Annotated in this window: 25 protein-coding genes; 7 read left to right on the top strand and 18 right to left on the bottom strand. The window is 60.6% G+C overall.

Features of this window, described 5'->3' with window-relative positions; genetic code table 11:
- Window positions 1-35 precede the first annotated feature (35 nt).
- The 4 genes from HFK74_RS27405 to HFK74_RS27420 form a co-directional block, all read right to left on the bottom strand.
- Window positions 36-1,034, bottom strand: a complete 999-nt coding sequence (locus tag HFK74_RS27405) for a HupE/UreJ family protein (protein WP_180206226.1) — start codon at window positions 1,032-1,034, stop codon at window positions 36-38.
- Window positions 1,034-1,942: a peptidyl-prolyl cis-trans isomerase gene (locus HFK74_RS27410; protein WP_180206227.1), complete on the bottom strand. Its 909-nt coding sequence runs from the start codon at window positions 1,940-1,942 to the stop codon at window positions 1,034-1,036. The genes HFK74_RS27405 and HFK74_RS27410 overlap by 1 nt, the downstream gene beginning before the upstream one ends.
- A 299-nt stretch (window positions 1,943-2,241) precedes the next feature.
- Entirely contained in the window at window positions 2,242-5,094 is a 2,853-nt protein-coding gene (locus tag HFK74_RS27415; protein ID WP_180206228.1) for a multicopper oxidase domain-containing protein, read from the bottom strand.
- Window positions 5,095-5,468: 374 nt separating this feature from the next.
- Window positions 5,469-5,873, bottom strand: a complete 405-nt coding sequence (locus HFK74_RS27420; RefSeq protein ID WP_180206229.1) for a DUF6632 domain-containing protein — start codon at window positions 5,871-5,873, stop codon at window positions 5,469-5,471.
- Between the two features lie 376 nt (window positions 5,874-6,249).
- Between HFK74_RS27420 and HFK74_RS27425 the strand changes: the two genes are divergently transcribed.
- The gene (locus HFK74_RS27425) at window positions 6,250-6,627 is read left to right on the top strand and encodes a hypothetical protein (protein ID WP_180206230.1); all 378 of its coding nucleotides are present in this window, start codon (window positions 6,250-6,252) and stop codon (window positions 6,625-6,627) included.
- 11 nt (window positions 6,628-6,638) lie between these two features.
- A complete protein-coding gene (locus HFK74_RS27430) occupies window positions 6,639-6,866 on the top strand; it encodes a YMGG-like glycine zipper-containing protein (RefSeq protein ID WP_008059889.1) in 228 nt (75 codons plus the stop codon).
- Between the two features lie 60 nt (window positions 6,867-6,926).
- Here HFK74_RS27430 and HFK74_RS27435 read toward each other — a convergent pair whose 3' ends face one another.
- Window positions 6,927-7,859: a transporter gene (locus tag HFK74_RS27435; protein WP_180206231.1), complete on the bottom strand. Its 933-nt coding sequence runs from the start codon at window positions 7,857-7,859 to the stop codon at window positions 6,927-6,929.
- A 215-nt stretch (window positions 7,860-8,074) separates the two neighbouring features.
- Between HFK74_RS27435 and HFK74_RS27440 the strand changes: the two genes are divergently transcribed.
- From HFK74_RS27440 to HFK74_RS27450, 3 genes are all read left to right on the top strand, one after another.
- Window positions 8,075-9,154, top strand: coding sequence for a GlxA family transcriptional regulator (locus HFK74_RS27440; RefSeq protein WP_257230437.1), 1,080 nt, complete (start codon window positions 8,075-8,077; stop codon window positions 9,152-9,154).
- 227 nt (window positions 9,155-9,381) lie between these two features.
- Window positions 9,382-10,593, top strand: coding sequence for a M24 family metallopeptidase (locus HFK74_RS27445; RefSeq protein WP_180206232.1), 1,212 nt, complete (start codon window positions 9,382-9,384; stop codon window positions 10,591-10,593).
- Window positions 10,594-10,848: 255 nt separating this feature from the next.
- The gene (locus HFK74_RS27450; protein ID WP_180206233.1) at window positions 10,849-12,189 is read left to right on the top strand and encodes an MFS transporter; all 1,341 of its coding nucleotides are present in this window, start codon (window positions 10,849-10,851) and stop codon (window positions 12,187-12,189) included.
- Window positions 12,190-12,316: 127 nt separating this feature from the next.
- Here the strand turns inward: HFK74_RS27450 and HFK74_RS27455 are convergent, their stop codons facing one another.
- Window positions 12,317-13,333: a GlxA family transcriptional regulator gene (locus tag HFK74_RS27455; RefSeq protein ID WP_180206234.1), complete on the bottom strand. Its 1,017-nt coding sequence runs from the start codon at window positions 13,331-13,333 to the stop codon at window positions 12,317-12,319.
- Window positions 13,334-14,067: 734 nt separating this feature from the next.
- Between HFK74_RS27455 and HFK74_RS27460 the strand changes: the two genes are divergently transcribed.
- Window positions 14,068-15,192: an agmatine/peptidylarginine deiminase gene (locus tag HFK74_RS27460; protein WP_180206249.1), complete on the top strand. Its 1,125-nt coding sequence runs from the start codon at window positions 14,068-14,070 to the stop codon at window positions 15,190-15,192.
- A 138-nt stretch (window positions 15,193-15,330) separates the two neighbouring features.
- Here HFK74_RS27460 and HFK74_RS27465 read toward each other — a convergent pair whose 3' ends face one another.
- From HFK74_RS27465 to HFK74_RS27505, 9 genes are all read right to left on the bottom strand, one after another.
- Window positions 15,331-16,296 carry a spore coat U domain-containing protein gene (locus HFK74_RS27465; RefSeq protein WP_180206235.1) on the bottom strand — a complete coding sequence of 322 codons (966 nt, stop codon included), beginning with the start codon at window positions 16,294-16,296 and terminating at the stop codon, window positions 15,331-15,333.
- Window positions 16,293-18,650: a fimbria/pilus outer membrane usher protein gene (locus tag HFK74_RS27470; RefSeq protein ID WP_180206236.1), complete on the bottom strand. Its 2,358-nt coding sequence runs from the start codon at window positions 18,648-18,650 to the stop codon at window positions 16,293-16,295. Before HFK74_RS27470 ends, HFK74_RS27465 begins: the two co-directional genes overlap by 4 nt.
- 94 nt (window positions 18,651-18,744) lie before the next feature.
- The gene (locus tag HFK74_RS27475; RefSeq protein ID WP_180206237.1) at window positions 18,745-19,533 is read right to left on the bottom strand and encodes a molecular chaperone; all 789 of its coding nucleotides are present in this window, start codon (window positions 19,531-19,533) and stop codon (window positions 18,745-18,747) included.
- A 44-nt stretch (window positions 19,534-19,577) separates the two neighbouring features.
- On the bottom strand, window positions 19,578-20,078 hold the full coding sequence (locus HFK74_RS27480; RefSeq protein ID WP_180206238.1) for a spore coat U domain-containing protein: 501 nt from the start codon (window positions 20,076-20,078) through the stop codon (window positions 19,578-19,580).
- Between the two features lie 4 nt (window positions 20,079-20,082).
- Complete coding sequence (locus HFK74_RS27485) at window positions 20,083-20,619, bottom strand: spore coat protein U domain-containing protein (protein WP_180206239.1); 537 nt, start codon at window positions 20,617-20,619, stop codon at window positions 20,083-20,085.
- Window positions 20,620-20,639: 20 nt separating this feature from the next.
- Window positions 20,640-21,170: a spore coat U domain-containing protein gene (locus tag HFK74_RS27490; protein WP_180206240.1), complete on the bottom strand. Its 531-nt coding sequence runs from the start codon at window positions 21,168-21,170 to the stop codon at window positions 20,640-20,642.
- Between the two features lie 107 nt (window positions 21,171-21,277).
- A complete protein-coding gene (locus HFK74_RS27495; RefSeq protein WP_180206241.1) occupies window positions 21,278-21,805 on the bottom strand; it encodes a spore coat U domain-containing protein in 528 nt (175 codons plus the stop codon).
- 102 nt (window positions 21,806-21,907) lie between these two features.
- Window positions 21,908-22,234, bottom strand: coding sequence for an AzlD domain-containing protein (locus tag HFK74_RS27500; protein ID WP_008059854.1), 327 nt, complete (start codon window positions 22,232-22,234; stop codon window positions 21,908-21,910).
- Window positions 22,231-22,968 carry an AzlC family ABC transporter permease gene (locus tag HFK74_RS27505; protein WP_180206242.1) on the bottom strand — a complete coding sequence of 246 codons (738 nt, stop codon included), beginning with the start codon at window positions 22,966-22,968 and terminating at the stop codon, window positions 22,231-22,233. Before HFK74_RS27505 ends, HFK74_RS27500 begins: the two co-directional genes overlap by 4 nt.
- 145 nt (window positions 22,969-23,113) lie before the next feature.
- Between HFK74_RS27505 and HFK74_RS27510 the strand changes: the two genes are divergently transcribed.
- Entirely contained in the window at window positions 23,114-23,992 is an 879-nt protein-coding gene (locus tag HFK74_RS27510; protein ID WP_180206243.1) for a LysR family transcriptional regulator, read from the top strand.
- Window positions 23,993-24,250: 258 nt separating this feature from the next.
- Here the strand turns inward: HFK74_RS27510 and HFK74_RS27515 are convergent, their stop codons facing one another.
- The 3 genes from HFK74_RS27515 to HFK74_RS27525 all read right to left on the bottom strand — a co-directional run.
- Window positions 24,251-25,231, bottom strand: a complete 981-nt coding sequence (locus HFK74_RS27515) for a peptide ABC transporter ATP-binding protein (RefSeq protein WP_180206244.1) — start codon at window positions 25,229-25,231, stop codon at window positions 24,251-24,253.
- On the bottom strand, window positions 25,231-26,199 hold the full coding sequence (locus tag HFK74_RS27520) for an ABC transporter ATP-binding protein (protein WP_180206245.1): 969 nt from the start codon (window positions 26,197-26,199) through the stop codon (window positions 25,231-25,233). Before HFK74_RS27520 ends, HFK74_RS27515 begins: the two co-directional genes overlap by 1 nt.
- A gap of 10 nt (window positions 26,200-26,209) precedes the next feature.
- Window positions 26,210-26,596, bottom strand: a 387-nt coding sequence (locus tag HFK74_RS27525) for an ABC transporter permease subunit (RefSeq protein ID WP_180204408.1), incomplete at its 5' end; no start/stop codon positions are given.

A 26,596-nucleotide genomic window follows, 5' to 3' on the forward strand; every position in this document is an offset into this window, starting at 1 on the left:
CACGTCTCCGGAATACGGCAATGACAGGGTGCAACTCAGGACAAGAAACTCGAGACTCTTTCGAAAAACCAGAAGGCAGCCAGCGTGCCCAACCCGTAAGAAGCAATCGGTCGGGCATACAGGACTGCGCGTCGTGGCAGTCGGCAACGAAGCAACAGTGCGCGCAGGCTCAACACGACGGCGACGAACATCAGTTGGCCGATCTCGACGCCGATATTGAAGGTGAGTAGCGCCAGCGGCAGATCGCGCTGCGGCAAACCGATTTGCGCCAGCGCACCGGCAAAACCGAAGCCATGCAACAAGCCAAAACAGAACGCCACCACCCATGGCCACTGGAGGGTGAAACTGGTTTCGTCACGGTTCTTGCGGGCGATTTCCACTGCCAGCAACAGAATGCTCAGCGCAATCGTCGCTTCCACAGGAGGGCCGGGCAGCCGCACCGCACCCAGTGTGGCGAGTGCCAGGGTGATGGAATGGGCGAGGGTGAATGCGGTGATCGTCTTCACCAGCATCCAGCCATTACCCACCAGCAGCAGGAGGCCGAAGACGAACAGCAGGTGATCGAAGCCCCCGAGGATATGCTGGATGCCATGGACCAGAAATGCACCGGCCACCGAAAACGTTCCTGGCGTGGCCGTGATTTCTATCCAGGGTTGCGCGGGGTGGACGAGGGTGGTCGCCAGGCTGCCATCCAGGCGCGAGACACGCACCAGCACATCGGTGATGCTCGCTTGCAGGCCGATGAATTCAATACGTTGCCCGGCCAGGCCAGCGGGACCGGCTTCAATGACCCGACGCTCGATCAGTGAGTCGTTCAGTTCGCTTTCCACGGGCTCTACGACAGTGCGCACACCTTCGGCAAACCGCAGCGCAATCGGCAATCGCATGCCTGAAAGCACAGGCGTGCGCCACAGTACGTCATAGCGCCCGGCGGCCGTTTCGTTGAGTTCCAGGTAAGCGGGGCGCGACTCATGGGCGATGGCCGTTAGCCCCACGAACCAGAGCATCAATAGCAGCCATACCGTGCGTCGCATCACGGCCGCTCCGTGGGTGTGGCGGCAATCGCACCGGAGGAAGCCGGTATCATGACCTCGACCTTATAGCGTGCTTTCAGTGCATCGAAATTCGCGCGTTTCGATGCGCTGCGTTGTTCGGACAACCAATCGGACTTGACCTGCTGGGCCACGGCTTCGAAGGGCGCAGGAGGTGATTTGGCCAGCGCGTCAATCCAGACCAGATGCCAGCCAAAGCCCGACTCCACAGGCCCCACCCACCCCCCCGGCGGTTGCTTGAACAATGAAGTGGCGAACGTTGAACCAAAGACCCGCGCCACCTGATCCCGGGATTGTTCTGTGTAGGCGTTTTTAAACATGAATGCATCGCCTTCACCACTGTTTTTGTCTGACAGCCCACTGAGTGCGGTCTGAGCCTGCGCTTGCGCATCGGCACCGCGTTTGTCCAGGGCGAAAAACAAATGATGGAAGGTCAAGAGTGGCGGCGGGGCATATTGGTCCTGATGCTGGTTGTACCAGGCCTCCAGCACACCGGGTGCCGGTTCGCGAAGTGACGCTACATCTTCGGCGAGGAAGTCCATTTTTTGCGCCAGTCGGCGGCGAACAATCGTGTCGTCTTTATCCAGGCCAAGTTTCAGTGCTTCGCGATAGAGGATTTCCTCTTTCACATACTCATCAATCAGGCCCTGCAACTGTTGCTCCGATGGGGGGCGTTGCCATCGCGCCATCCAGGCAGTCGCGATCCGCTGAACAACGTCAGGCGTGATTTCGATGCGTTGCGGATCTTGATCAAGGGTTGAGCGGTGTAGACCTCCGTACACTACAAAGAGCGCAAAACCGGCGATTAGAAAGTGCAATAACGGCTGGCGAAGGCATCGCTTGATTAGCGGAAGTCGAGATGCTTTCGCTTCACCTGCACCCAAGCTCATGACTTGTTGCCCCACGATATACTGTGAGTAGTTTTCGCAGCACAGTGGAGTATTACTGCTGTACCGGAACTTTCCACCAAGGCTAATCACGATAGGCACTAAGGCTTAGTAGCAATCGGATTAACCATTTCTCCAGGTCCGTCCAGTCTTGCACTTGCCTCTGGCCGGTTGCTGCCGGTCAGGAAGGGCAGCCGTCGACCCAAAGCCGACTGTGATGCCAGGCGGCTTTGGGTTGAAGCGGTCATGTCCTCGGCCTTTTGCGTTTGCAGACGACATGACCAGCCGTTTGATAGACGACGCTAGCCTCCGCTGCCGCTGCTATTTCCCTGGTTATTGTTGACCTTGACCTGTGGCCCCACGCCATCTCCGGTGCGGAATGTCGGTAACGCTACCGAGTTGACGAATTTCACGCCGTCCCAGCTGGGTAATGGCGTGGGCATCAACTGAAACTGGCCCGGGTGCTCGGAGTCCCAGCGCAGCAGCATCGAGGTGTCCTCATGCTGTGTGTTATGGCAATGCTCCATGTAGGTACCGGCAAACTCACGGATGTGCATGGCTATTTCGACGTTGTCGAGGCTGTCGGGATCGGGTCCTATACGGTAGACGTCTTTGCGCGCCCCTTTTTCCCATTCTGGCGGTGTCTTGCCACCTCGACTGAGAATGACTCCTTCCTCGAAATGCACATGCACCGGGTGAGTCCAGCCATTGCCGCCGTTCTGGATCTTCCAGACTTCCAGAGTGCCTTCACCCTTGAACCCCGCCGGTGTCGGGCCAGTGGCCAGTTGCGGTGCGGCTGAAATCCGCCGCGGGTCCATGTTGAAGCCTGGGCCGCCGTCGGTCTTGATTGTCCAGGGCGTAAAATCTGTGCCGTCGGAGCGGCCAAAGATAAAGGTGCGGTGCCGCGCCTGGGCAAGCCGGGCGATATCAGCGGGGTCATCACGGTGCAAGGGCAGCGGGATCATGAACTTGCCCTCGGGCTTGCCAGGCTTGGCGGGCTCGAAGTCGACCGGATTCATGCTGACATCCTGGCCGGTGTAAGGCTTGACGTTCAGTTGCATGAACCTGCCCACGCCCGGGTCACCCTTGTCCCACTGTGGCCCGTGGCTGGTTTGCCTGACGACGGGCAGGTACTTCTCGGAGAGTACATCCGCCAAGGGAATGTCACGTTTCGGAAGCTTGCCGTTTTCATGCTCCTCGATATTGACGAAGAAAATCCTGTCGCCCGGCTTGATACCGTTTTTCGAGAAATCGATGACGATGTCATAGCGTTCGGCAATGCTCAGCATCGGCAGAATGGCATTGTGGTCCTGTTTGTCGCCGTTGCCATTGAGGTCCAGGCTGCCATCGAACGGCACCGCGTGCTCCATGATATTGCCGTCGTTGGCAATCATGTGGAACGGCACCCGGTTATAGGAAACCCCGGAGTTTTTCGGGCCAGGAAACTCGCCACCATCACCATTGACCTGACGGACCACCGCCAGCTTGAAGAAGCGAGAAACCGATCCGTTGAGAATCCGGAAACGGTAGCGGCGGGCTCGTACGTCCAGGAAGGGCTTGTACTCCCAGTTGGTCAGCACCTGGTCACCGAGAAAGCCGTCGGTGTTGAAGGGGTTGAACCACAACTGGCCGGCCTGGTCCCAGGCCTTGTCGGCGATCGTCAAGTTGATGTCATAGTCACGGTTACCCCAGCCCAGCGCCGAACCGCTGGGCAAGCGCAGGTTGACCCCGTCGTCGACTGACTCGTTGCCACGGTCCACGGCGCTGTAGTAGTTCATCATCGTCGCATTGCCCTTGTAGACATTCTGCGCGGTGAAATCGAGCATGTGGTCGTGGAACCAGTGGGTGCTCATGGTTTCGCGCCAGTCGCCACGGATCTTGATGGTGCCGTGGTCGCAGGTCTTGAAGCCGGGGTTGACGTCGTTGACGAAAAGGGTTTCACCAGGGTCGCACGGGAACGCTGCCCGTGCGTCCTCGGCCTTGGTATTGATGGTGTCGTAACCGGCCAACTGGATCGGCCAGCGATAGTCGTAGTACTGGCCGGGGAAGAAGAACGCGTTGGTAAAACCGTCGCTTTCCGCGGGCGAGTGGCCGTTGTGCTCATGGGTGCTGATGGTGTGCAGGCCAAAGCCCCGGTTGGCCGACGGGTCAATGGGCAAGGCATCGTAATGACGCATCAGCATCGCCTGGCCATAGCGCACCTGGAGCAGTTTGGCTGGAAAGGTGCCGTCGAACGTCCACAATGCATTATGGTCCTGGACAGGGAAGTTGGGGTGAAACTGCACTTGAATGCCCTTGGTCGTGCCCTCGTTGGCCGGGTTGCCGTTGGTGTTGTGATAGAGCCCGCCCGGGCCAAACTCCCCCACGGCGTAATTATGCCGTTGCATACGATCACGCAAGCCGCTGTTGACGTGTGCGCCTGCTTGCACAGTCTTGAAGGCGTTGCGCGGGAAAAACTCATTGAAACGCTGGTGCGACCAGCCTTTTCCCGGTGGCCGGCCTTCTGCGGGCGAACTGACCCGGCGATTGAGGAAATCTTCGATCTGCGCCTTCCAGGGGTTGTAGTCCAACACATTGGAGAACTCAGTCGGAAAGGGCGTCAATGCCGGTTGCCTGAGAAAGGCATCCAGCGCATCCGGCGACGGGCCGCTACGCGCCACTTTCAACGGATCTTGAGCCGGTGCGGGGCCCACCGTCGGGATCGGAAACGGAACGGGTGATGGCGGGTCTTTCGCATCCAGTGTGTTCGAGCCGAACTCCTCGAAAAGTTCAAGCTTCTGTGAGAACGGTTGAGCCCCGAACACTGGGCTGGCATTGCCGTTAGTGGGGATATTGAAGCTGGTTTGCAGATTGGGTGGCAGCACATTGTCGGCCAAAGGTGTCTTGCGGTTACCGACCACGCCATTGGGCAAGTCGAAGGCGCCGATGTTTGCCGGAGGCTGCTTGAGCAAGTCCCTTAATGCGGCATTGGCGTCGGCAGGCGGGTTGGTGAACGCCGATGGGTCGGTAGGCGGCGGTGGATCGGTGTTGTCCAGGGGGGCTGCCTGAGTCCGGGACAAGCCCAGCCCCAGCATGATCGCGGCAGCAGAGATACTCAGCGCCAGCCTGTTTTTGGACAATGGACCAGGTTTCAGCCTTCCGGTATCCAGTTTCATCGCAAACACCTCTAAGGGGTTCCTCGGAGCGCGTGGCAATACATGGGCAACGAGCCACTGCCTCTATCCCGGCTGCGAAACGTTTTATTTCGAGCCTGGACGGTGACGTGGCAACTTTCCTGCCAGAAGGTATAGGAAGTGAGAATTAGTTCTGCGCCGCGCTTCTTTGCTCGACGGCTTTGCGCGGGCGTATGAAAAAACGGCGTGAAAGGCCCGATGGCGGGGAGTATTCCCCCCAATACAGGGTGAGTTAGTGCGGGTTTTTTGGCTAAGAGAAGGGGTTACTTTCTGAATGTATCGATGGCCGCTTCTGGCCGATTATTGCCTGTCGTGAAGGGCAGCCATCGTCCCGATCCTGACAGTCAAACCTGCTCTCAGGCCCCCTTGTGTGTCCGGGGCCTGGCGGCCAATTGCGAGCGAGGCGTCAAGATGGCCAAGGCAACCGCCACGATGAAGAGCGCCGGCACGTCACCTGCCAAGTGCCCCATTTGCCCCGCCTGGGTGAGCGCCTGGACGGCCATGATTGCTCCGTGTACGGCGCTAGACCACACGGTGAACCAGATCAGGCTCAGATTGGCTAATGGATCACGTGCGGCCAGGATCAAGAACACGCCAAGTGTGGCGTAGATGCCAACGATCATCATCGGGTAGTCCGAGTGACCGACGTGCCAGGCCCAGCCGGACGGCCAGAACAACATCAGTGGGTGGAGCGCAAGGCACGCGAGGCCAGCCAAAACCAGAACGACGCGTAAATACCTGAGGCGATCGACTACGGTCATGGCGGGCTCCTCTTTGGGCCTGACTCTGAATAGACCCCAAGTGGGGTGATAACGCGTTCACGGGCTGGGTGGATAACATGCCTTGTTCTGTCATCTATCCCTTGCCAGGCCGGGTATTGTGACAGTCGGGTGACCGCTGAAGGGGTTTATCCACCATGGACGCAAAGCCCAATCTGATCGATCAGTTCCAGCAGTAGACCCAGCATAGCTACTTCTTTGCTATCGCTCCGTCCACCGATTGCTGCCTTTCTCGACGGGCCGCAAACAACGCATCTAAACTTGTCCGTAGGCTCGGGGTTTCCGGCTGTTTATGGATGCGCGAGGCGAAGAAACGAGCGGTAGGCGTCGAGGTTCAACCTGGCGAGGAGGGAAGGCGATGAGAGCAGTGCGATGGGGCATGTTGATAGGGGTGGCCTGGGTGACCCTGGTGGCGTCGGGTATTGCCCGCGCCGAACAGGTTGCCATGATCACCGGCGAGCAATGGGTGCAGTCGTCGGAGCAGCTCAAGAAGGTTTATCTCATCGGCATCGCCAATGCCTACGAGGTGGAGGCCGCCTACTACGGGGCGAAACCGCCATCTGATGAGCAGAGCCTGATTCCACGTTTCGGCAGGGGCTTGAAGGGCCAAACGCTCGATACCGTACGCGAAAGGCTCAACCAGTGGTATGCCGCCAATCCCGACCGAGTGAAACGCCCCGTCCTCGAGACCATCTGGTTCGAGATGGTCGTGCCCGGCCTGAAGCAGAATAAGTAGCGGAGGTGCACATGAAGAGGTTTCTATTGTTTGCCGCAGCCCTCAGCGCAGCGAGCGTGATCGGTTGCACCTCGATGACTGCCCAGCAGCAGGGGACGGTGAGCGGTGCGGCCATCGGTGCCGCGGCAGGCGCTGGCATTGCCGCGATCTCCGGTGGCAGTGGATGGACTGGCGCTGCGATCGGTGCCGTCGCCGGTGGGGTTGCTGGCAACATCAAAGGTAGTCGGCAGCAGAAGTAGGCGGGCCAATCCCAGTTATGGCAAGGGCTTCGCTGTGACATGGATCAAGTCTCGCGAACTTCAAAGCCCTCCGCCGAAGCGATATTGCCAGACGATGCCAATGGCATCGTATTCGCTGCCGGTACGGGTATGCGCACCCTCACTCGCAAACAGTTTTAGCGAGTTGTTTCGGTTCAACGGCAGCGAGAGGGTGCCCCCGTAGCGTGTATTTTCCTGAAAGTCGTGGTTACCGATCCCGTCGACCGAGGTACTCCCGCCAGCGAAGTAGGTCCCATCCAGCGAGGCCCAGACACCGTTGCTAAAGGCATAGATAAGATGCACCTGCGCCTGGTAAGTCGGGTCCTGGGAAAAAGTACGGTCACCCAGGTACTGGTCATTGTCGGTATAAAAGGTTCCCGCGGCGGATAATTCCAGGGTCACGGGGCCCAGGCGCTTGGAAACCCCAAGTTCGGGCTTGAATGACCAGCGATTGTTGCCGAGATTTACCAGCTTGCTCGAGTCGTATTGGCCAAGTGGCGCCGTAATTGCCAGGCTGGCGCCGATGATCACATCTTGTTGATAGCTGGGGAACTCAGCCAGGGACATCGCCGGGGCGCCATACAAGTTGACCGAGAAGCGCAATCTTGGATCGATCAACCCGGTAACATTGCGCTCCCTGGGTTCACCGGCGAACAGGGCCGAGCCCGTCAACCTGGCTTCAGGCACGACGATATCGAACTTTCCGGAGCGGCCCCAGACGTCCAGGGACCTGGCAAAGGCAAACACGACCGTCTTGATGTTGAGCTTGGCATTCTGGAGTGGGACGGAGGGGTTGGCGGTCACGTTACCCTGGAGATCGCTGTAGCCCATCAGCAGGAAGTTGATACCGACCGGCGTATTGGCGTAGGACCTGGGCTCGAGATCCTCAGCGATTGCACTGGGGGCTACGATGATGAGCGAAGCGGATGCGAACCGGGCCAGCCTGACGACGCAAAGTTTGTGTTTCATCCACATTCGCGTGCTTCCTGTCGGGACCTCAGGGTTCTATCTATTGTTGTAGAGCATCTGCATTGGCTTTGAAAGGTTCGGGGCTTGGTGCGAGCAACACATCCAGCTCGTCTTTGGTAGTGACGAGCACTTAGGGGTCGAAATCTGACACATCTTGATGGTTCCTGATGCCGACAATCGGGTGAATTCCTGACACCTCTGAAGCGGCACGGAGATCGACGATGGCTATCAATGTTTTTGACGGGTTCAAGATTGGAGTCGGCCCCGCAAGTTCCCGCCAAGGCGAGCAACTGACTGAATCCGAGCGTCCACAACCACCGATGCTGCGTATTGGCTTCTGGTTGATGGAAGCCTTCGATATGTACACCCTGGCCAATGCACTGGAGCCACTGCGCCTGGCCAACCAGTTGGCAGGGTACGATGTTTGCCAGTGGCAAATGCTGAGCCTGGAAGGGCAGCAACTGAACGCCAGCAACGGCATTGCAACCACCACCATGCGACTGGATCAGGCACAAACCTTCGATGTGTTGATCCTCTGTGGTGGCGATAATCTGCACCTTGATCCAGAGCTGCGCCAGCAGCTGAGCCACTGGGCGGCGCAACCGATCAGCCTCGGGGCCTTGGGTGAGGCAGGCTGGTTGCTGGCGCAGATTGGCGCCCTGGAGGGCGTCCGTTGCAGCTTGCCAGAGCCCGCCGCAGCACTGGAGTTTGCCGCTTTCAGCAAGTTGACACCGGTGGCTGCGCCGTTCTGCGTCGACCGCCAACGCCTGACGTGTGTCGGCCCGCAGGCTGTTCAAGGGTTGATGCACGAGCTTCTCGCAAGGTTTCACGGTCGTGGCTTGATACTACGGATGGAAAAACATGCAGCGCGCCAGGCCCGGCCGCTACTGCCCGTGCAGGACACCCCGAAAAAACTTCAGGCAACCCTGGCGTTGATGAACGAGCATTTGAGTCCAATGTTGGGCATCGACGAACTGGCCGAGACCATGGGTATTTCCCGACGGCATCTGGAGCGGCTATTCAAGCGCAGCCTGGGTTGCACACCGTCCAGGCACTACCTGGACTTGCGGCTGCAACAGGCGCGCCAGATGTTGCGGGCCGGTGAGCTGTCGCTGTCGGATGTCGCTACGGAGTGCGGGTTCGTCTCGCTGCAGCATTTCTTTCGCTGCTATCGCCAGTACTTCGGCGCGCACCCTCGTGAGCATATGGGGGCGAAAGCGCACAGTCAGCGGGTTTCAACGTTGAATGCACCGGTTTCATCGAGAGCGGGTCGATTCGTCGCGCCGTCGCTCCCGCACTGACCTTACCCATTGGCCAATGCCCCCGCCAAGCGGCCTTTACCGCGCTTGCCGGGGGCATTTTTGTTTTTGGCGCAGGGTCCTGGGCAGGCCGTTTCGCAAACAGCGGATATGGCCAACTACAGGTCGGATTCGCGCAAAAAACCTCGCTTTGCATCTGTTCGAATGATCTTCAGCGGCCCGCCAGATTGGCGCCATCTGTAGATCAACCAATGACAAGGATAAATGACATGCAAATGCCGAAAACCATCCAGATCAAGAACGGCGAGAAGGTAAGCCCGACGTTCTCGGCTCAGGAATATGCCAACCGCCAGGCCAAACTGCGGGCTTATCTGGCGCAGAACAATATCGACGCGGCCGTCTTCACCTCCTATCACAACATCAACTACTACAGCGATTTCCTGTACTGCTCCTTCGGGCGTCAGTACGCGCTGGTGGTCACCCAGGACAGCGCCGTGACCATCAGCGCCAACATCGATGGCGGCCAGCCATGGCGCCGTACCGTCGGCACTGAAAACATCGTCTACACCGACTGGCAGCGCGACAACTACTTCGTCGCGATCCAGCAGGCCTTGCCCAAGGCCGGGCGCATCGGTATCGAGTTCGACCACCTGAACCTGCTCAATCGCGACAAGCTCGCCAGCCGCTATCCGCAGGCTGAACTGGTGGATATCGCCGCACCGTGCATGCGCATGCGCATGATCAAGTCCGCCGAAGAACATGCGATCATCCGTCATGGCGCACGGATCGCGGACATCGGCGGTGCCGCCATCGTCGAAGCCTTGCGTGATCAGGTTCCGGAATACGAAGTGGCCCTGCACGCCACCCAGGCCATGGTGCGGGAAATTGCCCGCACCTTCCCGGATTCCGAGCTGATGGACACCTGGACCTGGTTCCAGTCCGGCATCAACACCGACGGTGCGCATAACCCGGTGACGTCGCGCAAGGTCAACAAGGGCGACATTCTCAGCCTCAATTGCTTCCCGATGATCGCCGGTTACTACACCGCGCTGGAACGTACGTTGTTCCTGGACCATTGCTCCGACGAGCATCTGCGCTTGTGGGAAGTTAACGTCAAAGTGCACGAGGCCGGCCTCAAGCTGATCAAGCCGGGCATGCGCTGCTGCGATATCGCGCTGCAATTGAACGAGATCTTCATGGAGCACGATCTGCTGCAATACCGCACCTTCGGCTACGGTCACTCCTTCGGTACGCTGAGCCATTACTACGGCCGCGAAGCCGGACTGGAACTGCGCGAAGACATCGACACAGTGCTGGAACCGGGGATGGTGGTCTCCATCGAGCCGATGATCATGTTGCCCGAAGGCCTTCCAGGTGCCGGCGGGTATCGTGAACACGACATCCTGATCGTCAACGAGCAGGGTGGGGAAAACATCACCAAGTTCCCGTATGGCCCGGAACACAACATCATCAGGAAGTAAGGCCCTGCGCCGCACAGTGAACCTGTGCGGCGTCTGTGGCGAGGGGTTTCATCCCCGTTGGGTGGCGCAGCCACCCCATTAACAATGCGATTTTACGACTGCTGCGCAGCCGAACGGGGATAAATCCCCTCGCCACAGAACGCGCAGCATCTACCGAGCCTTAACCCTGCCAAGTAAAACAATAGAGGGTTTTGTCATGTCCTACGTCCCGAGCTTTCATTTCGATAACCGCACCTCTACCACCGGAGGTGCACAATGAGCACCCAAACCGCAAGCCTGACGCCAACCATGGCAGACAAACTAGAACAGACAGCCGAACGCAAGGCCCTGCGGCGCGCAGCCAGTGCCAGCTTCATGGGCAACTTCGTCGAGTGGTTCGACTATGCGGCCTACGGCTACCTGGCAACCGTCATTGCCCTGACGTTTTTTCCGCAAACCGACAAGGCGACCGCGCTACTGGCGACGTTTGCAGTGTTCGCGCTGTCGTTCATCGTCCGCCCGCTGGGGGGACTGGTCTGGGGGCATTTCGGTGACAAATACGGGCGGCGCAGTGCGCTGTCCTGGTCGATCCTGATCATGTCCATCTCGACCTTTTGCATCGGCATCCTGCCAACCTACAACCATATCGGCCTGTGGGCGCCGGCCCTGTTGTTGCTGATTCGCTTGTTCCAGGGCTTTTCCGCTTCAGGTGAGTACGCCGGGGCTTCGGCCTTTCTCGCCGAGTATGCGCCCGAGGGCAAGCGCGGTTTGTACACCAGCATTGTCCCGGCGAGCACAGCGGCGGGCTTGCTGTTCGGTGCGGTGTTTGTCGCCGGCCTGCATGCGTGGATGAGTGTCGAGGACCTGCACAGCTGGGGCTGGCGCCTACCCTTTCTGCTGGCGGCGCCATTCGGGCTGGTGGGGCGTTATATCCGCATGAGTCTGCAAGACACGCCCAAGTTCCTGGAGATGGAAAAACGCCTTGAAGCGAAGGAGTGCGCGACCCACGCTCCGGTTCGCGAATTGCTGACCGTGCACCGCCGCAGCGTGATGATCGGGATCGGCGCGACCTGCCTGAATGCCGTGGCGTTCTACCTGTTGCTCAGCTACATGCCGACCTACCTGTCCACCGAAATGGGCATGAGCGAAAGTGATTCGTTCCTGGCGTCGACGGTGTCGCTGGCGACCTATATCGGTCTGATTTTCCTGATGGGCAAGCTGTCGGACCGGTTCGGACGCAAGACCATGCTGGTGACCGCTTCGGTACTGTTCCTGGCGCTGACATTTCCGCTGTTCGGGATGTTGGAGAATCAGCCTTTGATCGTGATTCTGATGATCCAGATAGCGTTTGGCGCGATCCTGGCGATGAACGACGGCACCTTGCCGTGTTTCCTCGCCGAGATATTCCCCACCCGCGTACGCTTCAGTGGTTTTGCCTTCAGCTTCAACATCGCCAACGCGGTGTTCGGCGGCACCGCGCCGTTTATCGCGACCTGGCTGATCCAGCTGACCGGCAACAAAATGGCCCCGGCCTGGTACCTGTTGGCGGCTGCCGCGGTGGCGTTGATTGCCATGCTGGCGAGTCGGGAGACGGCGCATAAAGCCTTGCAGGACTGACCTTCATACGGTGATCTCAGGGACGCCATCGCGAGCAGGCTCACTCCTACAGTTGACCGAGTTGTCCTGACGGACGCGGTTCAATGTAGGAGTGAGCCTGCTCGCGATGAGGCCAGTGCGGCCAGTATCAATGTACGGCTGCCACCTGCTTGCGCTCACCAATCGGCGATACACCAAAGAACCGGCTGTAGCATTTGGAGAAATGCGCCGGCGAAACGAAGCCGCAGGCGAGGGCGATGTCACGTACCTGCGATTCGCTGCGCAGCAATAGCTGTCGCGCCCGTGCAAGGCGCAACTCCAGGTAGTACTGGCTCGGCGTGCGTTGCAGGTGCTTGTGAAACAGACGTTCCAGCTGGCGCACCGACACCTCGTTCAACCGCGCGAGTTCCTCAAGGCCCACCGGCTCCTCGAGATTGGCTTCCATGATCGCCACCATCTGGCTGAGCTTGGGCTGCGAGGTGCCCAGCTTCTGCCGCAATGGCACACGCTGCTGTTCCTGCGCACCCCGGATCCGGTCACACAACAGCAACTCGGCCGTGTGGGCAGCGATGTCCCGACCACCGGGTTCGCGGGCGATCAACTGCAGAGTCATGTCCATGGACGCCACGCCACCGGAGCAGGTGTAGCGATCACGGTCCAGCTCGAACAGCTGGTTGGAAATGATGATCCCCGGGAAACGCTCCTTCAGTGCTTCGATGTCTTCCCAGTGAATCGTGCAACGATAGCCCTTGAGCAGATCGGCGCGTGCCAACAAGTGGCTGCCGGTGCAAATCCCACCCAATGGCACCTGATCATGCGCCAGCTTGCGTAGCCAATTGAGCAGTGGTCGGCTGCTGTGATTGGAGACGATCGGATTTGATCCGACAACGAACAGCATGTCCAGCTTTGGTGCATCGATGATGCTGTGGTCGGGCAGGATGCGCATGCCGTTGCTGGCCGTCACCGGGTCCAGGCTGGCGGCGATGATAACGGTGCGGAACATCGGTTTGCGCGCGGCCAGGTTGGCCATGCGCAGGGTTTCCACGGCGGAGGCGAAGCCGATGGTGGTGAAGTTGGGGATGACCAGGAAACCCACGGTTTTCACGGGCTGTTGTTCATTCGCCGAGCGTCCTGCGGCGGGTTTCGCCACCTGGAGTTTCGCCATTGTTACCGCTCCTCAACTGCATCAGTGACGTGCTCCGCGGCAAACTGCCAATACGGGTAACGTCATCTCGTTTTTGTGATTGTAAGCCCTGTTTACGGGCTTCAGGATTTTACATCGAGTGTCCGGTCAATAGACCGTGACGAAAGGAATATGCACGCAAGATGCCATGAGCCTGGATTGTCTGGAGGAAGCTTGGAAAACCTGTAGGAGCTGGCTTGCCAGCGAAGACGTCGCGACATCCGAAAAATATGTCGCCTGACACACCGCCTTCGCTGGCAAGCCAGCTCCCACAGGGATCGCGGTGTTAAGCGTTTTCGGTTTGAGCCATTTCAACGGTTTGAGCTGTTTTTTTCCTGGAATTGAAGATTGCACCCATGCAGACGATGGACAGGGTCAGTGCCCCCGTCGCAATAACCTCCATGCGGTGCTTCGGCAAGATCAGCATGATCGCCAGGATGCTCAGGATGCAGGCAATGACCCCGACTGTGTGAGGTGCAACTCTGCGGCTGCCTTGTGAAGCTGCCCAGCCGGGCGGCTTCAAAGCCTCGAAGGGTGCCGAGAGGCGTGCAGTGCTTGAGCATATCGATAAGTACCTCTAATCATTTCCCTGCAAAATACATCGTTTGTTTACCTGTTTTTGCAGCCGTAGCATGCCTGCCAAGACCGCATGGGTCATTCTTCCTGGTGATGTCACCTGCGAACGATTGATCCCGGGTGAATTGAGAGATACGTACATGTCGACACGTCGCGAGTTCATAAAACAGGTATCGGTAGTTGCCAGCCTGGGCGCAGCCGCGTCCATGGGACTGGGCCTGAGTGCCTCCCGAGTGCAAGCAGCCGTCAAGGGCCGCTGGCATATGCCGGATGAGGGCGACAAACACCAGCGGGCCTTCGTCGCCTTTGGTGCACAGGAGGCCATCTGGGAAGACTTCACGCCTAACGTGCAAGATGCCCTGGGCCTGATCGCTCGCACCATCGCCGAATATGAGCCGGTCACCGTGTTCTGTCGCGAGAGCGAGCGGGATCTGGCCGAAGAAAAATGCGGGACGGCCAACATCACGTTTGTTACCACGGAGCTGGACGATATCTGGATGCGCGATATCGGGGCCAACTTTGTCATTGATGACGAAGGCAGGCTCGGTGCCGTGGATTTCAACTTCAACGGCTGGGGCAACAAACAGCAGCATGGCGATGATGCGCAGCTGGCCGCTCTGGTTGCCAGGAAAGCGGATGCCAGCTACATCCGCAGCGAGCTGGTGGGCGAGGGTGGCGGTATCGAAGTGGATGGCCACGGCACGGGGATCATGACCGAAAGCAGCTGGATCAATACCAATCGCAACCCTGACTGGAGCAAGGCAGAGGTAGAGGAAGAACTGAAAGCCCGACTGGGTTTGCGCAAAATCATCTGGCTGCCTGGAATCAAGGGCAAGGACATCACCGATGCCCATGTCGACTTCTACGCCCGCTTCGTCAAGCCCGGGGTAGTGATCGCCAACCTCGACAACGACCCTGAGTCATACGACCACAAGGTGACGCTTGCCCATTTGGACATTCTCAAGAATGCCACTGATGCGGACGGCCGCAGGCTGCAAGTGCATACAGTCTCTCCACCAATGAATCCACGTCAGAACAAATTCAGCAAAAGGAATCCAGACTTCGCCGCCGGCTACATCAATTACTTCGTGATCAATGGTGCGGTCATTGCGCCCCAGTTCGGTGATAAGGCAGCCGATACGAAAGCCTTTGATCTGTTGTCTGAACTCTACCCGGACCGTGAGGTGGTGCAGCTCAACATCGACGCAATCGCCGCAGGTGGTGGCGGCATCCACTGTGTGACCAGTCACCAACCTTTGGCTTAGATCCGGAGACCCCTTCCCCCTGTAGGAGCGAGCATGCTCCGGGCGGCGTTCCGACGATGGACATCAACAATGACGTGGAACTCCTGGATACACGCGGTGCATTTGAGATCATCGCGAGCAAGCTCGCTCCTACAGAGATCAAAACCCCACATCCAACACCACACTGTCCAGATAAGTCCCCGCCGGCGGAGTCGCCTGATCGGTATAGATCTTCGCGTTGTAATTGAAGATCTGGCTTCCCGTCCCCCCCAGTCCATTCCCCGGATTGACCTCGGCATCGGAACTGGCCCGACGTGCACTGCCCACGCTTCCCCAGCGTGTCGTGCCGGCACTTTTGAAAATGTCATAGGCCAGATAATTACCGCTCGAGATCATCCGGCGTCGCCCGCCGACACTCACCGGGTTTTGCCCATCGCTCAGTCCCACGGTGTAAGCGCTGCCTTTAGTACAAACCAGGTTGATGGTCTGTCCGGTGACCGGGGCGAAAGCACTGACCACCGGCGCGCTGCCGAAGGCGATGTTCGGGGCGGTGATGGTGCAGTCGTTGGCCACCGTCAGGTTGATCGTCAACGTGGCGGTGCCGCTGCTGTTGTCGCGTCCCAGGCAAATCCCGCCGATGCCGATGCCCGCGCAATAGTTCCAGTTCCATAAAATGCTCAGCGTTTCGCTGTAGATTCCGGCTGCGACGTTGCTGCCGATGGTGGTGCCGAAATACAAGGGCACGGTTTTTGGCACCGTGCCACCGAGCAGGCCAAGCGCATCGATGATGCCGTTGCGTGCGAAGTCGTAGGCGGTGCCGCGGGTCAGCGGGAAGCTGGTGCTGTTGTTGGCGTAGATCGTGTAGCCGATGACGTCGCCGGTGGGACCGCGCAAACCGCTCTGGGGCGACGTCACCGTGGCCCAGAAGTGATCGTCGGTGGTCAGTAGCGTCAACAGCGAGCCGGTGCAACTCAAGCCGCCGTTGAGCGTGGAACCGGGTTGCGATGTGGTGCGCACCGCAATCGAACTCAATGACCCGAATCCCACTGGCGTAGTGCTGACCACCGAACACAAGGCCCAGGCGGGGACGGGCAGCCAGAGCGCCAGCAGCATCAGCCACTTCATCGGCACACCAACGGCCCGATCAGCGGGATCTGATCCTGCGTCGGGTCGGCGGCGAACTGCACGTGGCAGGTCTTGCCATCGGCCAACGTCACCCGCAGATCGTTCTGCGCCTGCAGGTTTTCCAGGTACACCAGGCCGTCCCAGCCGACCACGGTTTGTGTGCCGCTCTGCTCATGCACCACACTGCTGCCCAAGGGCAACTCCTGCTGCTGCGCGTTCACCAGCACGATGCTCGCCGCGATCACCCGGCTTAGCGGAAACTCCAGCAGATAGCCGCTGCCACGCCGCACCGCGATGCGTTGCTCGACGTTCGGGCTGCGCACGTTGGCCGGCAGGTTGAGCGGATCGATCTCGTATTTGCCGCGGTAGTAGGCACTGCTCCACGGTACCAGCAAGTGGCCGTTGCGATCGGTCTGGCCCACCTGCTGGTTTTCGTAGCGCACCGGAATATCGGCGTAGCCATCGGTGCTGACCACCACAAACGCGTCGTCGATGCGGTTCGCGGCGAACACTTGGCGGTCCATCCACACCAGCGAACCGCTGGCATCGGCCCAACGGGTTTCGGCATCGCGGGTGCCATAGACCCCAGCCTGCAATTGCACCGACTGCAAGCGCCAGGTCAGGTCGGCCTGCCGGTAATCGGGGCCGTCGCCCTTGGCGTAGCCGAGATTGAAGCCGACCCCGCCCTCGGTCGGCACGGCGCGGCTGTAGTTGACCCGCTGCTGCGATTGGCCGGTCTTGCTGCGTTCACTGGCGATGGCCAGGCTGCCCCGCAGGTCGAACGGAATCACCAGTTGCGCCTGCACCGCCCAGTTGCTGTCGCCGATCTCACGGTTGGCCGACAGGTAAAAGCTGGTGTTGCGCCACAAGGGTTTGCTCCAGGTCAGGTTGAGCAGGCGGGTGCGCGAGTCGTCCGCCGCGCGCACGTCGAAATACCCGGCGCCGAGGCTGCCCCAGGTGTCGAGATTAACGCTCAGGGTCGCCTGTTCACTGCGTTTGCTGAGGGTGGTGAAGGGGCTGTCGACCACGGTCAGGTCGGCATATTGATCACGCCGTTGCAGGCGCTGCCAGGAAAAGCTGTAGCGCTGGTTGCTGTATTGATAACCGAGGCTCAGTTGCTGGCCAGTTGCCCCGTCGAAACGGCTTTGGCTGACGGCGCTGTTGAGCACGCCGAAATTGCCCAGCTGCACATTGCCGCCAACGCCGCCGAGCGCCAGCGCGTCCGAGGCTTCAGCGTGGCTTTCCAGGGTGAAGTTGTCACTCAGGCCGTATCGCAAGCTGCCGGAGGTGACGCCGGGGCCATAACTGAAATCCCGCAGGCCGTAGTCCTGGCGCAAGGTGCCGGCCGCCACGGAAAAGTCCGACAGGCCTTTTTGCAACAAACTGCTGGTGACGTAGAACGGCACCGTGGTCGAGACCTGGCGTCCCAGGGCGTCGGTGGTGACCACCACGGCTTCGCCGGCACCGTTGATGAACGGAATGTTGGTCAGTGTGTAAGGGCCAGGTTGCAGCTCGGCGCTGCTGGACTTGTAGCCGTTGATGAACAGGTCCACCGACGACGGCACCGCGGCCTCGCCGGCGAACTGCGGCAAGGGGTAGGTCACCAGGTCCGGGCGCACGCCGAAGTCCCGCGACAGTTGCACGCCACCCAGGCGTACCGAACTGCTCCAGGGCAGGGCACCGCTGACCAGGTCGCCTGCTTCGTAGGTCAGCAACCGATCATCATCGGAATAGCGCCAGGTGGTGTCATAGCGCAGGTAACCATTGCTGCGCGTGTCAACCGCGTCCCCGGACACGGTGCGCCGATATTGCCCGGTGTTGGACAGCGTGCCCCAACTGTCGAACAGCCGCACTTCGTTCCACGCGGCCAGGTAAGTGCCGGCATCATCGGTGTCGTTGAGGTACAGGTCGTAATTGAGCAGGGCGCCGAAGCTGCTCAGGGCCTCGGTACGCGGATAGTTCTGGCGACGGCCGATAAACTGCTCCGGCAGCCAGTCGGGCGGTACCTCCAGCAACAGGCGCTGCGCGTTGCTGTCGTACTCGCTGTGCAGGCCCGGCAAGCTGTCGAGGCCGACTTCGGCGCCGATGTCTTGCGGCAGTTTCATGCCGGTTTCATGCAGTGCACTGGCGGGCAGGAAAAATTGCCCGTTGCGCTGTTCGACCGCCACGACTCGTCCGGTGTTCATCTGGTTGACCACCAGTTCCAGGAACAACTGCGCATCGGCAACTGCCTCCATGCCGCTGGGCGGAGGCGGCAGGTCACCGGCCTCTGCGTGATGAATAAACACCAGGCAATACGCACAGCCCATGGCCCACAACGGACGCCGCAAACTGCGAGCCCAACCCTGGCTCATTACCGCTTTCCGTCCGTCAATGGACTTTATCTCCTTTACTCCACCTGCAATTCAACCGCAGGCAAAAGGCTCCCACAAAAGCATCAAAAGCCGGTCACCGTGCCGGCGCAATACTCTGCACCTGCGGCGCACCATTGACCCGCACCTGCAACGCCGGGTCGCCAGCCACCGGGCCGGGCGCGGGCCAGCGCATGATCGCGCCGGGCAGCACATACCCCAGCAATCCGTCCACCAGCGGCCGGGTCTGGCTGCCGTGCTTGAGCGCCACATCGGTCAGGCGCGCATGCACCGCGCCCTGGTTGCGCACCTCGACATAAGGACGACCGTCCACGGCCACCGTGCGCCAGCTCAAATCCGGCAGGCCGATGCCTTTCGGGTCGCGCTGGCGGGTGGTGTCTTCCTTGCTCCACAGGCCCGCGCCATAGGCGAACAACGGCACCGAATAACGCATCTGGAAACGAATCGCCGCCGCGGTCTTGCCGTCGTCCGCTTCAGGTGGCTTCGCCGAGGGAATTTCATCGATGATGATGCGGTAGGCCAGTTCCTGACCCGGCGGGATTTCCCGGGTACGGGTCAGGCGCACCAGTTGTTTCTGGCCCGGTTCGATCTTCGCCACCGGAGGGCTGCCGATCACGTCGCGCTGGTTCTGGTATTGATCGCTGAAGCCGCTCTGGCTCCAGGCAAACACGCGTATCTGCAGGTTGGCGGTCTCGCTGCCGCGATTTTCCAGCCACAAGGCACTGGCCTGTTGATCGGCCTCCAGCACCGGATCGATCGGCCAGATCAGCACCGAACTGGCTGCCTGCGCCTTGGTTGCCCCCAACCACAGCAGTGCCAACAGCGTATGACTGACGACCAACCGTCGTCGCGAAAGTGAATACATGTGCCTGTTCCTTTTTGCCAGTCTGGCCTTATCGGTTCGCCCCGTCACCACGACAGCTGCACTTGCAGCACGTCGCTGTACGTCCCCCCGGGTTGATTGCCCGGTAACTGCACCTGGCCGTAAATCGGCAGGCTGATGTTGTTCGCATCGCCATACGCCACCGCCACGCTTTGCCCGATCCCCAAGGCCTGGCTGTAGGCCGCATCGCGAAACAGTTGATACGCCACCCGGTTGCTGCCGGTGGTCAGCTGCATGTGTCGCCCTCCGCTGTTGTACTGTCCGCCATCGACGCTCATGTTCAGGGTCACGCCCGGCGTGCATTGCAACTGCACGCCCCCGGTCAGTGCGACTTGCACCGTGGCGGTGGCCAGCGCCGAACGGTTGCCGAAATTCAGGCTGCCGTAATTGGAGACTCCGCCGACCACCAGGCAGCCGGCCGTCACCGTGGCGCTGACCTGGAAGCTCTGGCTGGTCGCCGCCGTGAGCGGCAACGGCAGGACACCCGCAGCCAGCAGGAGCAGTGCCGCACAGCGATGCCGGCGCATGGCGCTAGAACGTCAGTTCGACGGAAATCGTGTCGGTGTAGGTGCCCGCCGGCAAACCGGCCTTGCCCACCGCCTGGCCGTAGATGTTCACGGTCTGCGCCACGCCGGTGCTGGCGGCGAGGTTGATCTCCCCGTCGATCGCCAGGAGCTGCGAGTGCCCGGCATCGGTGTACAGGTCGTACGGCACATAGTTGGCGACACCGTCGTACAACGCCCGGGTCCCGCCCGGCGATAGTCCATCGTGGGCCCCTGCGCGCACCTTGACCGTTGGCGTGGTGCCAGCCGAGCAAAGAATCGACAGCGCGCCGCCGCCTCCGCCCAGCACTTGCCCGGTGGCCGTGGTGAACAGGCTGTTGGCGGTGCCGAAGTTCAGGGCGCCGAAATTGAGCCCGGTAGAACCGCCGGAACCGTTGACCTGGCAACTGCTGGTCAGGATCAGGCTGGAGGTGATCTGGCCGGTGACCGTGGTGGCAGCCTGGGCGCCGGACGCCAGCGTCAGGCCAAGCAATGACAAACCTATCCTTGATGCAAACGTACGCATGGTGTCCGTCCTCTACGGGGTTACCAGTCGAGCGTTACCGTCAGGGTGTCGGAATAGACACCGGCGGGTAACGCGCGGGTATTCGCCACCACCGAGCCGAATACCGGAATCGGTATCTGCGCCCCGCTGGTGACAGCGAAATTGTGTTGTTGGCCGATGCTGTAGCTGCGGTTGCCGGAAGCATCGAGGAACAATTGATAAGCGATGGTCTGGCGGCCGTTGCTCAGGCGCCGGGTGGTGCCGTCGCCATGGGTGCCGCCATCGATGGTGACGGTGAAGCCGGTGACCGAAGGGTTGCAGGCCACGTTCAACTTGCCGCTGGCTTCGTCACTGATGCTGGCCTTGATCGGTGCGCTCCACGTAGGACCTTGCTGGCCGAAATCCAGGGTGCCGAAATCGCTGAGAGGGCTGTCGGGATTTGCGCCGTTAGTCACTTCGCAACCGGCGATAAGGGTCAGCCGCGCCTGGATCTGCCCGCTGACGGCCGCTTGTGCGACACCGGTCAACAGCACCAGTGCGCCCAGGGTGTAAATCTTCCAGTACCTGGTCATGACACCAATCCCAATTCCCTCAGGATTAAACACACGGTCGTTCGCTGGCGAACGCCTCCGTCCCTGCACAACCCGGACTCCGCCTGGGTCGTTGATTGCTCATGCGATTACCAGGTGAGCGTCACCTTCACCAGATCCGAATAGCGACTGACCCTGGGTATCTGCGCCAAGGGTTCGATACGGGCGTACAACGGCAGATCCACCGAGCCGCTATCCGGCACCCGACCGCTCACAGGCACATCCACCGCCAGCGGAATTCGCCGCGCCGGGTCCTGATAAAGTCGATAGGGGATGGGTTTGCTGTGTTCGGCGCTACCGGCCATGTAGCGAACGTCGCCGACGCCACCGTGCAGGCCGCCATCGACGCGTAATTGATAAGGGGTATCGGGATTGCATTCGAGCCTTGGCAGGCGCTCGTTCATCAGGGCCGCCCCGAGCGGCCCGGCGGGATTATCCAGGCGCGCGCTGCTGCCGAAGTCGAGCACGCCCAATTGCTCGACACCCGCGCTGCGTTGTTGCCCGACCAGTTGGCAGCCACGTTGCACATCGACCCGCACCTCCACCTGGAGTTCGGCGGCCGACACGGTTGCACTGAGCCCTACGCCCAAGACTGCCAATACTACACGTCCATCCACGGCCCCACTCCTTGTGAGGGATGTCTTGTAGGACTGAGGGTAGCAATGCTCGGGAAAATCGCCAGTGATCCGGCGGAAATTGGATCCATTGACCGCTGTTTTTTAAACGCCCCAGTATTTCAGTGCCCACAATGCACCCATCCCGACCGCCAGCGTCAGCAACGTGCTTTTTGTTCGCCAGGCCACCAGGCCTGCGAGTATGGCCGCGGGGATTTGCGGATTGCTCCAGTCGAACGCCGCGTGTCGATCCGGGTATACCACCGCCGGCACTACCAGCGCAGCCAACACGCTCGCGGGCACGTACAGCAAGGCACGGCGCAGTAGCGGTGGAATGCGCAAGCTTCCATAAAACTCGATGAACGACAGACGAATCGCGAAGGTGCCGGCGCCGATCAACAGGAACAGGCCCCACTGGGATAGTTCACTCATGATGCCTCCTGTTCGGCGTCATTACCGTGTGCGGTGCCCGGGTCTTTTCGCAGGTGCTCGACGGTCAGCCCGACGATGACGCCGCCAAGGGAGGCCGTCAGCATGCCCAGGTTGTAGGGTAAATCGACTGCCAGCACCGCCAGCGCACCTCCCGCCACGGCGGCACAGAGCGTTGCAACATTGCGGATACTGGGAATCAGCAGCACCAGGAATGACAGCGGGATCGCAAAACCCAATGACCACGCTTCGGGGATGCGCGCGCCCAGGATGACCCCCGTCAGCACCGCAAGCGTCCAGCCGAGCCACATCGTAATCGCCGCCCCGGTGTAGTAGTGAAAAGCGTATCGCCCCAGGTCGCCACAGGCCGATCTCAGGCTGAACAACGCGAACACCTGGTCGGCGAGCAGGTAGGACATGGGCCAGGTCTTGCGCCGGGGCAAGTGGTGCAGGTGCGGCGCCAACGATGCGCTGTACATCAGGAAGCGAAGATTGATCACCAGCGCGGTGACCACCATGGTCACGGGCAGGGCGCCATTTTGCAGCAGCTGCAGTACGGCGATCTGCGCCGACCCGGAATAGAACAGCAGCGTCATGCCCATGGTGGTGGTGAGTGACATGCCCATTCCGGCGGCGCTGACGCCAGCGATCAAGCCAAAGGGAATGACCCCGGTGGTGAGCGGGGAGGCGGTCTGAGCACCGTGCAGGAAGGCCTGCGTCCCACTTCGATAGTTCATTTGAGTTCCTTGAAAGTGATCAGGCTGATCGTTGCGCGCAGAGAGCCGTATCAGAGCGGTTGCCTGATCAAAATAATGCGCGTGCCATCTGGGAACAACGGCAGATTTCTGAAATATTAGGCCTAGAAAAAATGAGGCTCGCCATATGTTTCTCGACTCACCCATCAGGCACACCCTGCAACTCAATGCGCTGCGCGCTTTCGAGGCCTCCGCTCGCCTTGGCGGTTTCGCCCGGGCGGCAAGCGAGTTGAAGGTCACGCCAGGCGCAATCGCAGCCCAGGTCAAGGCGCTGGAAAATGAATATGGCGCCGCCTTGTTCGAGCGACACGCAAAGGGTGTGCGGCTGACGGCACTGGGCGAGAGCATAAAGGCACAGTTCATCGAGGCCTTCGATGCGGTCGAAGACGCCGCCCGCACCCTTCGGCAACTGTCCGCACCACAGCGGGTACATATCGTCACGTCCCCTGCGCTGGCGCAGTTGTGGATCGGACCACGCCTGCCACGCCTTACTGAAATGCTGGCCCCCATCGAAATTTCGGTCACCGCCGTCGACGAGCCGCCCAACCTCAAACGTAGCCCGTTCGACCTGTGCCTGTTCTACACCGAACAGCTCGAGCGTGGGCAGCGCATGCTCGCCGTCGAAGAGCTATTGCCGGTTTGTGTGCCTGCCCTGGCTGCCGGGATCAAGGATCCTGGCGATCTGGCCAACGTGCGCTGTATCGCGGATGTGGTATGGAGTGACTGGGAGGTATGGACCCGCTCGGTCATGCCGACGCAGAAATTCGTCGCCCGCGGCCCCGGTTTTTCCCTGTACTCCATCGCCGTGCAGCAAGCCCTGCTGGCCGCGGGTGTGCTCATTGGTCGGCGCAGCCTCATCCAGCGCTATCTGGACAGCGGCGAACTGGTTGCACCGTTAGATCAACCGGTTCCACTGGGCATGGTCATCGCTTCCTGGAAGCTGCCAGGGGCCAGGAGCAACCGCCTGGTGGCTGCGGTGGAGGATGCGCTGATGCAGTTGGCATAAATACGAATCGCGCCGACACCATAGGTTCTCCTGCGTAGAAACCGAGATGAGCGCGCTGTTTTTCAAACGCCAAGTCAGTGCAATCACCCAGTTGATAGGACCGCAGTGATTGGGAAGGACGCCTTCGCGGGCAAGTCGGATCGCCGCCCGCGAAGAGGCCAGATCAAACACTACAAATTTTTGAAAAAAATAAATCTGTCCCCTTTACGAGGAAGGGGTTTGCGTCAATGATGGGAGCCGTTTCGCTCCCACATTTCGTTACGCCGCGCCGTCGAGAAACTGCTCGGCGTAGTGGCAAGCCACCTGCCGGTTATCCAGAGGGCGCAGGGCCGGCTCTTCGGTTTTGCAACGCTCGGTCGCATACGGGCAGCGCTTGTGGAACGCGCAGCCGGGTGGCGGGTTCAGCGGGTTGGGCAACTCGCCGACGATCTTGATTTTCGGCTTGTTGGGGTCCGGGTGAATGGTCGGGGTGGCCGACAGCAGCGCCTGGGTGTAGGGGTGCAGCGGGCGCTCGTAGATGTCGTTCTTCGGACCGATTTCCACCGGGCGGCCGAGGTACATCACCATCACGTCATCGGCGACGTGTTGCACCACCGCCAGGTTGTGGGAGATGAACACGTAGGCGGTGTTGAACTCTTGCTGCAAATCCATGAACAGGTTGAGCACCTGCGCCTGGATCGACACGTCCAGCGCCGAGGTCGGTTCGTCGGCCACCAGCACTTTCGGTTGCAGCATCATCGCGCGGGCCAGGGCGATCCGTTGGCGCTGGCCGCCGGAGAACATGTGCGGATAGCGCTGGTAGTGCTCAGGGCGCAACCCCACCTGCTTCATCATGGCCTGGACTTTTTCGCGACGTTCGGTGGCCGACAGGTTGGTGTTGATCAACAAGGGCTCGGCCAGTTGGTCACCGATTTTCTGCCGTGGGTTCAGCGAGGCGTACGGGCTCTGGAACACCATCTGCACGTCTTTGCGCAGTTGCTTGCGCTGGGCCTTGTCGGCGCCGGCGACTTCCTGGCCGGCGATTTTCAGGGAGCCCGAGGACGACTCCTCGATCAGGGTCAGGGCGCGGGCCAGGGTGGATTTGCCGCAGCCCGACTCACCCACGACGGCGAGGGTCTTGCCGGCTTCCAGTTCGAACGACACGCCGTTGAGGGCGCGTACGGTGGCGTGCCCCTTGAACAGGCCACGGGACACTTCGTAGTGACGGGTCAGGTCGCGGGCGGTTAGTACGACGGCCATTACGCCACCTCCTGGTTCAGCGGGTAGAAGCAGCGGGCGAGGCTGTGGCTTTTCGGGTCAAGGGCTGGGCGCTGCACGCGGCAGTTTTCCTGCACGTAGGGGCAGCGCGGCGACAGCAGGCAGCCCTGCGGACGGTCGTAGCGACCCGGCACGATGCCCGGCAGGGTTGACAGGCGCGAGGCGCCGAGGCTGTGCTCCGGAATCGCCTTGAGCAGCGCTTCGCTGTACGGGTGCGCCGGGATGTCGAACAGTTGCGGCACCTGGCCGACTTCGACCGCTTGCCCGGCGTACATCACGCACACGCGCTGGGCGGTTTCGGCCACGACGGCGAGGTCGTGGGTGATCAGCACCAGGCCCATGTTCTGTTCTTTCTGCAACGCCAGCAGCAGGTCCATGATCTGCGCCTGGATCGTCACGTCGAGGGCCGTGGTCGGTTCGTCGGCGATCAGCAGTTTCGGCTCGCCGGCAATCGCCATGGCGATCGCGACACGCTGGCTCATGCCACCGGACAGTTGATGCGGGTAGGCGTCCATGCGGCTGGCGGCGCCTGGGATTTCCACTTTTTCCAGCAGTTCGATGGCGCGTTTGCGCGCTTGCTTGCCGGACATTTTCAGGTGCAGGCGCAGCACTTCCTCGATCTGGAAGCCGACGGTGTAGCTCGGGTTGAGCGCGGTCATCGGGTCCTGGAAGACCATCGACAGGTCTTTCCCGACGATCTGCCGACGCTGGCGGTTGTTGAGCTTGAGCATGTCCTTGCCGTTAAAGCTGAGCGAGTCGGCGGTGACGATGCCAGGATGTTCGATCAGGCCCATCAGCGCCATCATGGTCACGGATTTACCCGAACCCGACTCGCCAACGATGGCCAGCACTTCGCCCTTGTCGACTTTCAGGTCGAGGCCATCGACCACGGGCGTCGCGTTCTTGTCGCCGAAGCGAACGTTGAGATTCTTGATTTCTAGCAGTGACATGGGAATCTCCTCAGGCGGCGTTCTTGAGTTTCGGGTCCAGCGCGTCGCGCAGGCCGTCACCCATCAAGTTGATTGCCAGCACGCTGAGCAAAATGGTCAAACCAGGCAGGCTCACCACCCACCAGGCGCGTTCGATGTAGTCGCGGGCCGAGGCCAGCATGGTGCCCCACTCAGGGGTTGGCGGTTGTACGCCAAGGCCGAGGAAGCCCAGGGCGGCGGCATCGAGAATCGCCGACGAAAAACTCAAGGTCGCCTGCACAATCAGCGGCGCCATGCAGTTAGGCAGCACGGTGACGAACATCAGGCGTGGCAGGCCGGCACCGGCCAGGCGCGCGGCGGTCACGTAGTCGCGGTTCAGCTCGCCCATGACCGCGGCGCGGGTCAGGCGCACATAGGA

This window comes from Pseudomonas sp. SbOxS1 (assembly GCF_013416725.1).
In the GTDB taxonomy this organism is placed as follows: domain Bacteria; phylum Pseudomonadota; class Gammaproteobacteria; order Pseudomonadales; family Pseudomonadaceae; genus Aquipseudomonas.

Coding starts and splice junctions, on each gene's coding strand:
- HFK74_RS27490 (WP_180206240.1), bottom strand. CDS start 21,170: ATGACCAGGTACTGGAAGATTTACACCCTGGGCGCACTGGTGCTGTTG.
- HFK74_RS27505 (WP_180206242.1), bottom strand. CDS start 22,968: ATGAACTATCGAAGTGGGACGCAGGCCTTCCTGCACGGTGCTCAGACC.
- HFK74_RS27515 (WP_180206244.1), bottom strand. CDS start 25,231: ATGGCCGTCGTACTAACCGCCCGCGACCTGACCCGTCACTACGAAGTG.
- HFK74_RS27410 (WP_180206227.1), bottom strand. CDS start 1,942: ATGAGCTTGGGTGCAGGTGAAGCGAAAGCATCTCGACTTCCGCTAATC.
- HFK74_RS27480 (WP_180206238.1), bottom strand. CDS start 20,078: ATGCGCCGGCATCGCTGTGCGGCACTGCTCCTGCTGGCTGCGGGTGTC.
- HFK74_RS27520 (WP_180206245.1), bottom strand. CDS start 26,199: ATGTCACTGCTAGAAATCAAGAATCTCAACGTTCGCTTCGGCGACAAG.
- HFK74_RS27415 (WP_180206228.1), bottom strand. CDS start 5,094: ATGAAACTGGATACCGGAAGGCTGAAACCTGGTCCATTGTCCAAAAAC.
- HFK74_RS27405 (WP_180206226.1), bottom strand. CDS start 1,034: ATGCGACGCACGGTATGGCTGCTATTGATGCTCTGGTTCGTGGGGCTA.
- HFK74_RS27445 (WP_180206232.1), top strand. CDS start 9,382: ATGCAAATGCCGAAAACCATCCAGATCAAGAACGGCGAGAAGGTAAGC.
- HFK74_RS27430 (WP_008059889.1), top strand. CDS start 6,639: ATGAAGAGGTTTCTATTGTTTGCCGCAGCCCTCAGCGCAGCGAGCGTG.
- HFK74_RS27470 (WP_180206236.1), bottom strand. CDS start 18,650: ATGAGCCAGGGTTGGGCTCGCAGTTTGCGGCGTCCGTTGTGGGCCATG.
- HFK74_RS27485 (WP_180206239.1), bottom strand. CDS start 20,619: ATGCGTACGTTTGCATCAAGGATAGGTTTGTCATTGCTTGGCCTGACG.
- HFK74_RS27455 (WP_180206234.1), bottom strand. CDS start 13,333: ATGGCGAAACTCCAGGTGGCGAAACCCGCCGCAGGACGCTCGGCGAAT.
- HFK74_RS27510 (WP_180206243.1), top strand. CDS start 23,114: ATGTTTCTCGACTCACCCATCAGGCACACCCTGCAACTCAATGCGCTG.
- HFK74_RS27500 (WP_008059854.1), bottom strand. CDS start 22,234: ATGAGTGAACTATCCCAGTGGGGCCTGTTCCTGTTGATCGGCGCCGGC.
- HFK74_RS27440 (WP_257230437.1), top strand. CDS start 8,075: ATGGCTATCAATGTTTTTGACGGGTTCAAGATTGGAGTCGGCCCCGCA.
- HFK74_RS27475 (WP_180206237.1), bottom strand. CDS start 19,533: ATGTATTCACTTTCGCGACGACGGTTGGTCGTCAGTCATACGCTGTTG.
- HFK74_RS27450 (WP_180206233.1), top strand. CDS start 10,849: ATGAGCACCCAAACCGCAAGCCTGACGCCAACCATGGCAGACAAACTA.
- HFK74_RS27425 (WP_180206230.1), top strand. CDS start 6,250: ATGAGAGCAGTGCGATGGGGCATGTTGATAGGGGTGGCCTGGGTGACC.
- HFK74_RS27435 (WP_180206231.1), bottom strand. CDS start 7,859: ATGTGGATGAAACACAAACTTTGCGTCGTCAGGCTGGCCCGGTTCGCA.
- HFK74_RS27420 (WP_180206229.1), bottom strand. CDS start 5,873: ATGACCGTAGTCGATCGCCTCAGGTATTTACGCGTCGTTCTGGTTTTG.
- HFK74_RS27465 (WP_180206235.1), bottom strand. CDS start 16,296: ATGAAGTGGCTGATGCTGCTGGCGCTCTGGCTGCCCGTCCCCGCCTGG.
- HFK74_RS27460 (WP_180206249.1), top strand. CDS start 14,068: ATGTCGACACGTCGCGAGTTCATAAAACAGGTATCGGTAGTTGCCAGC.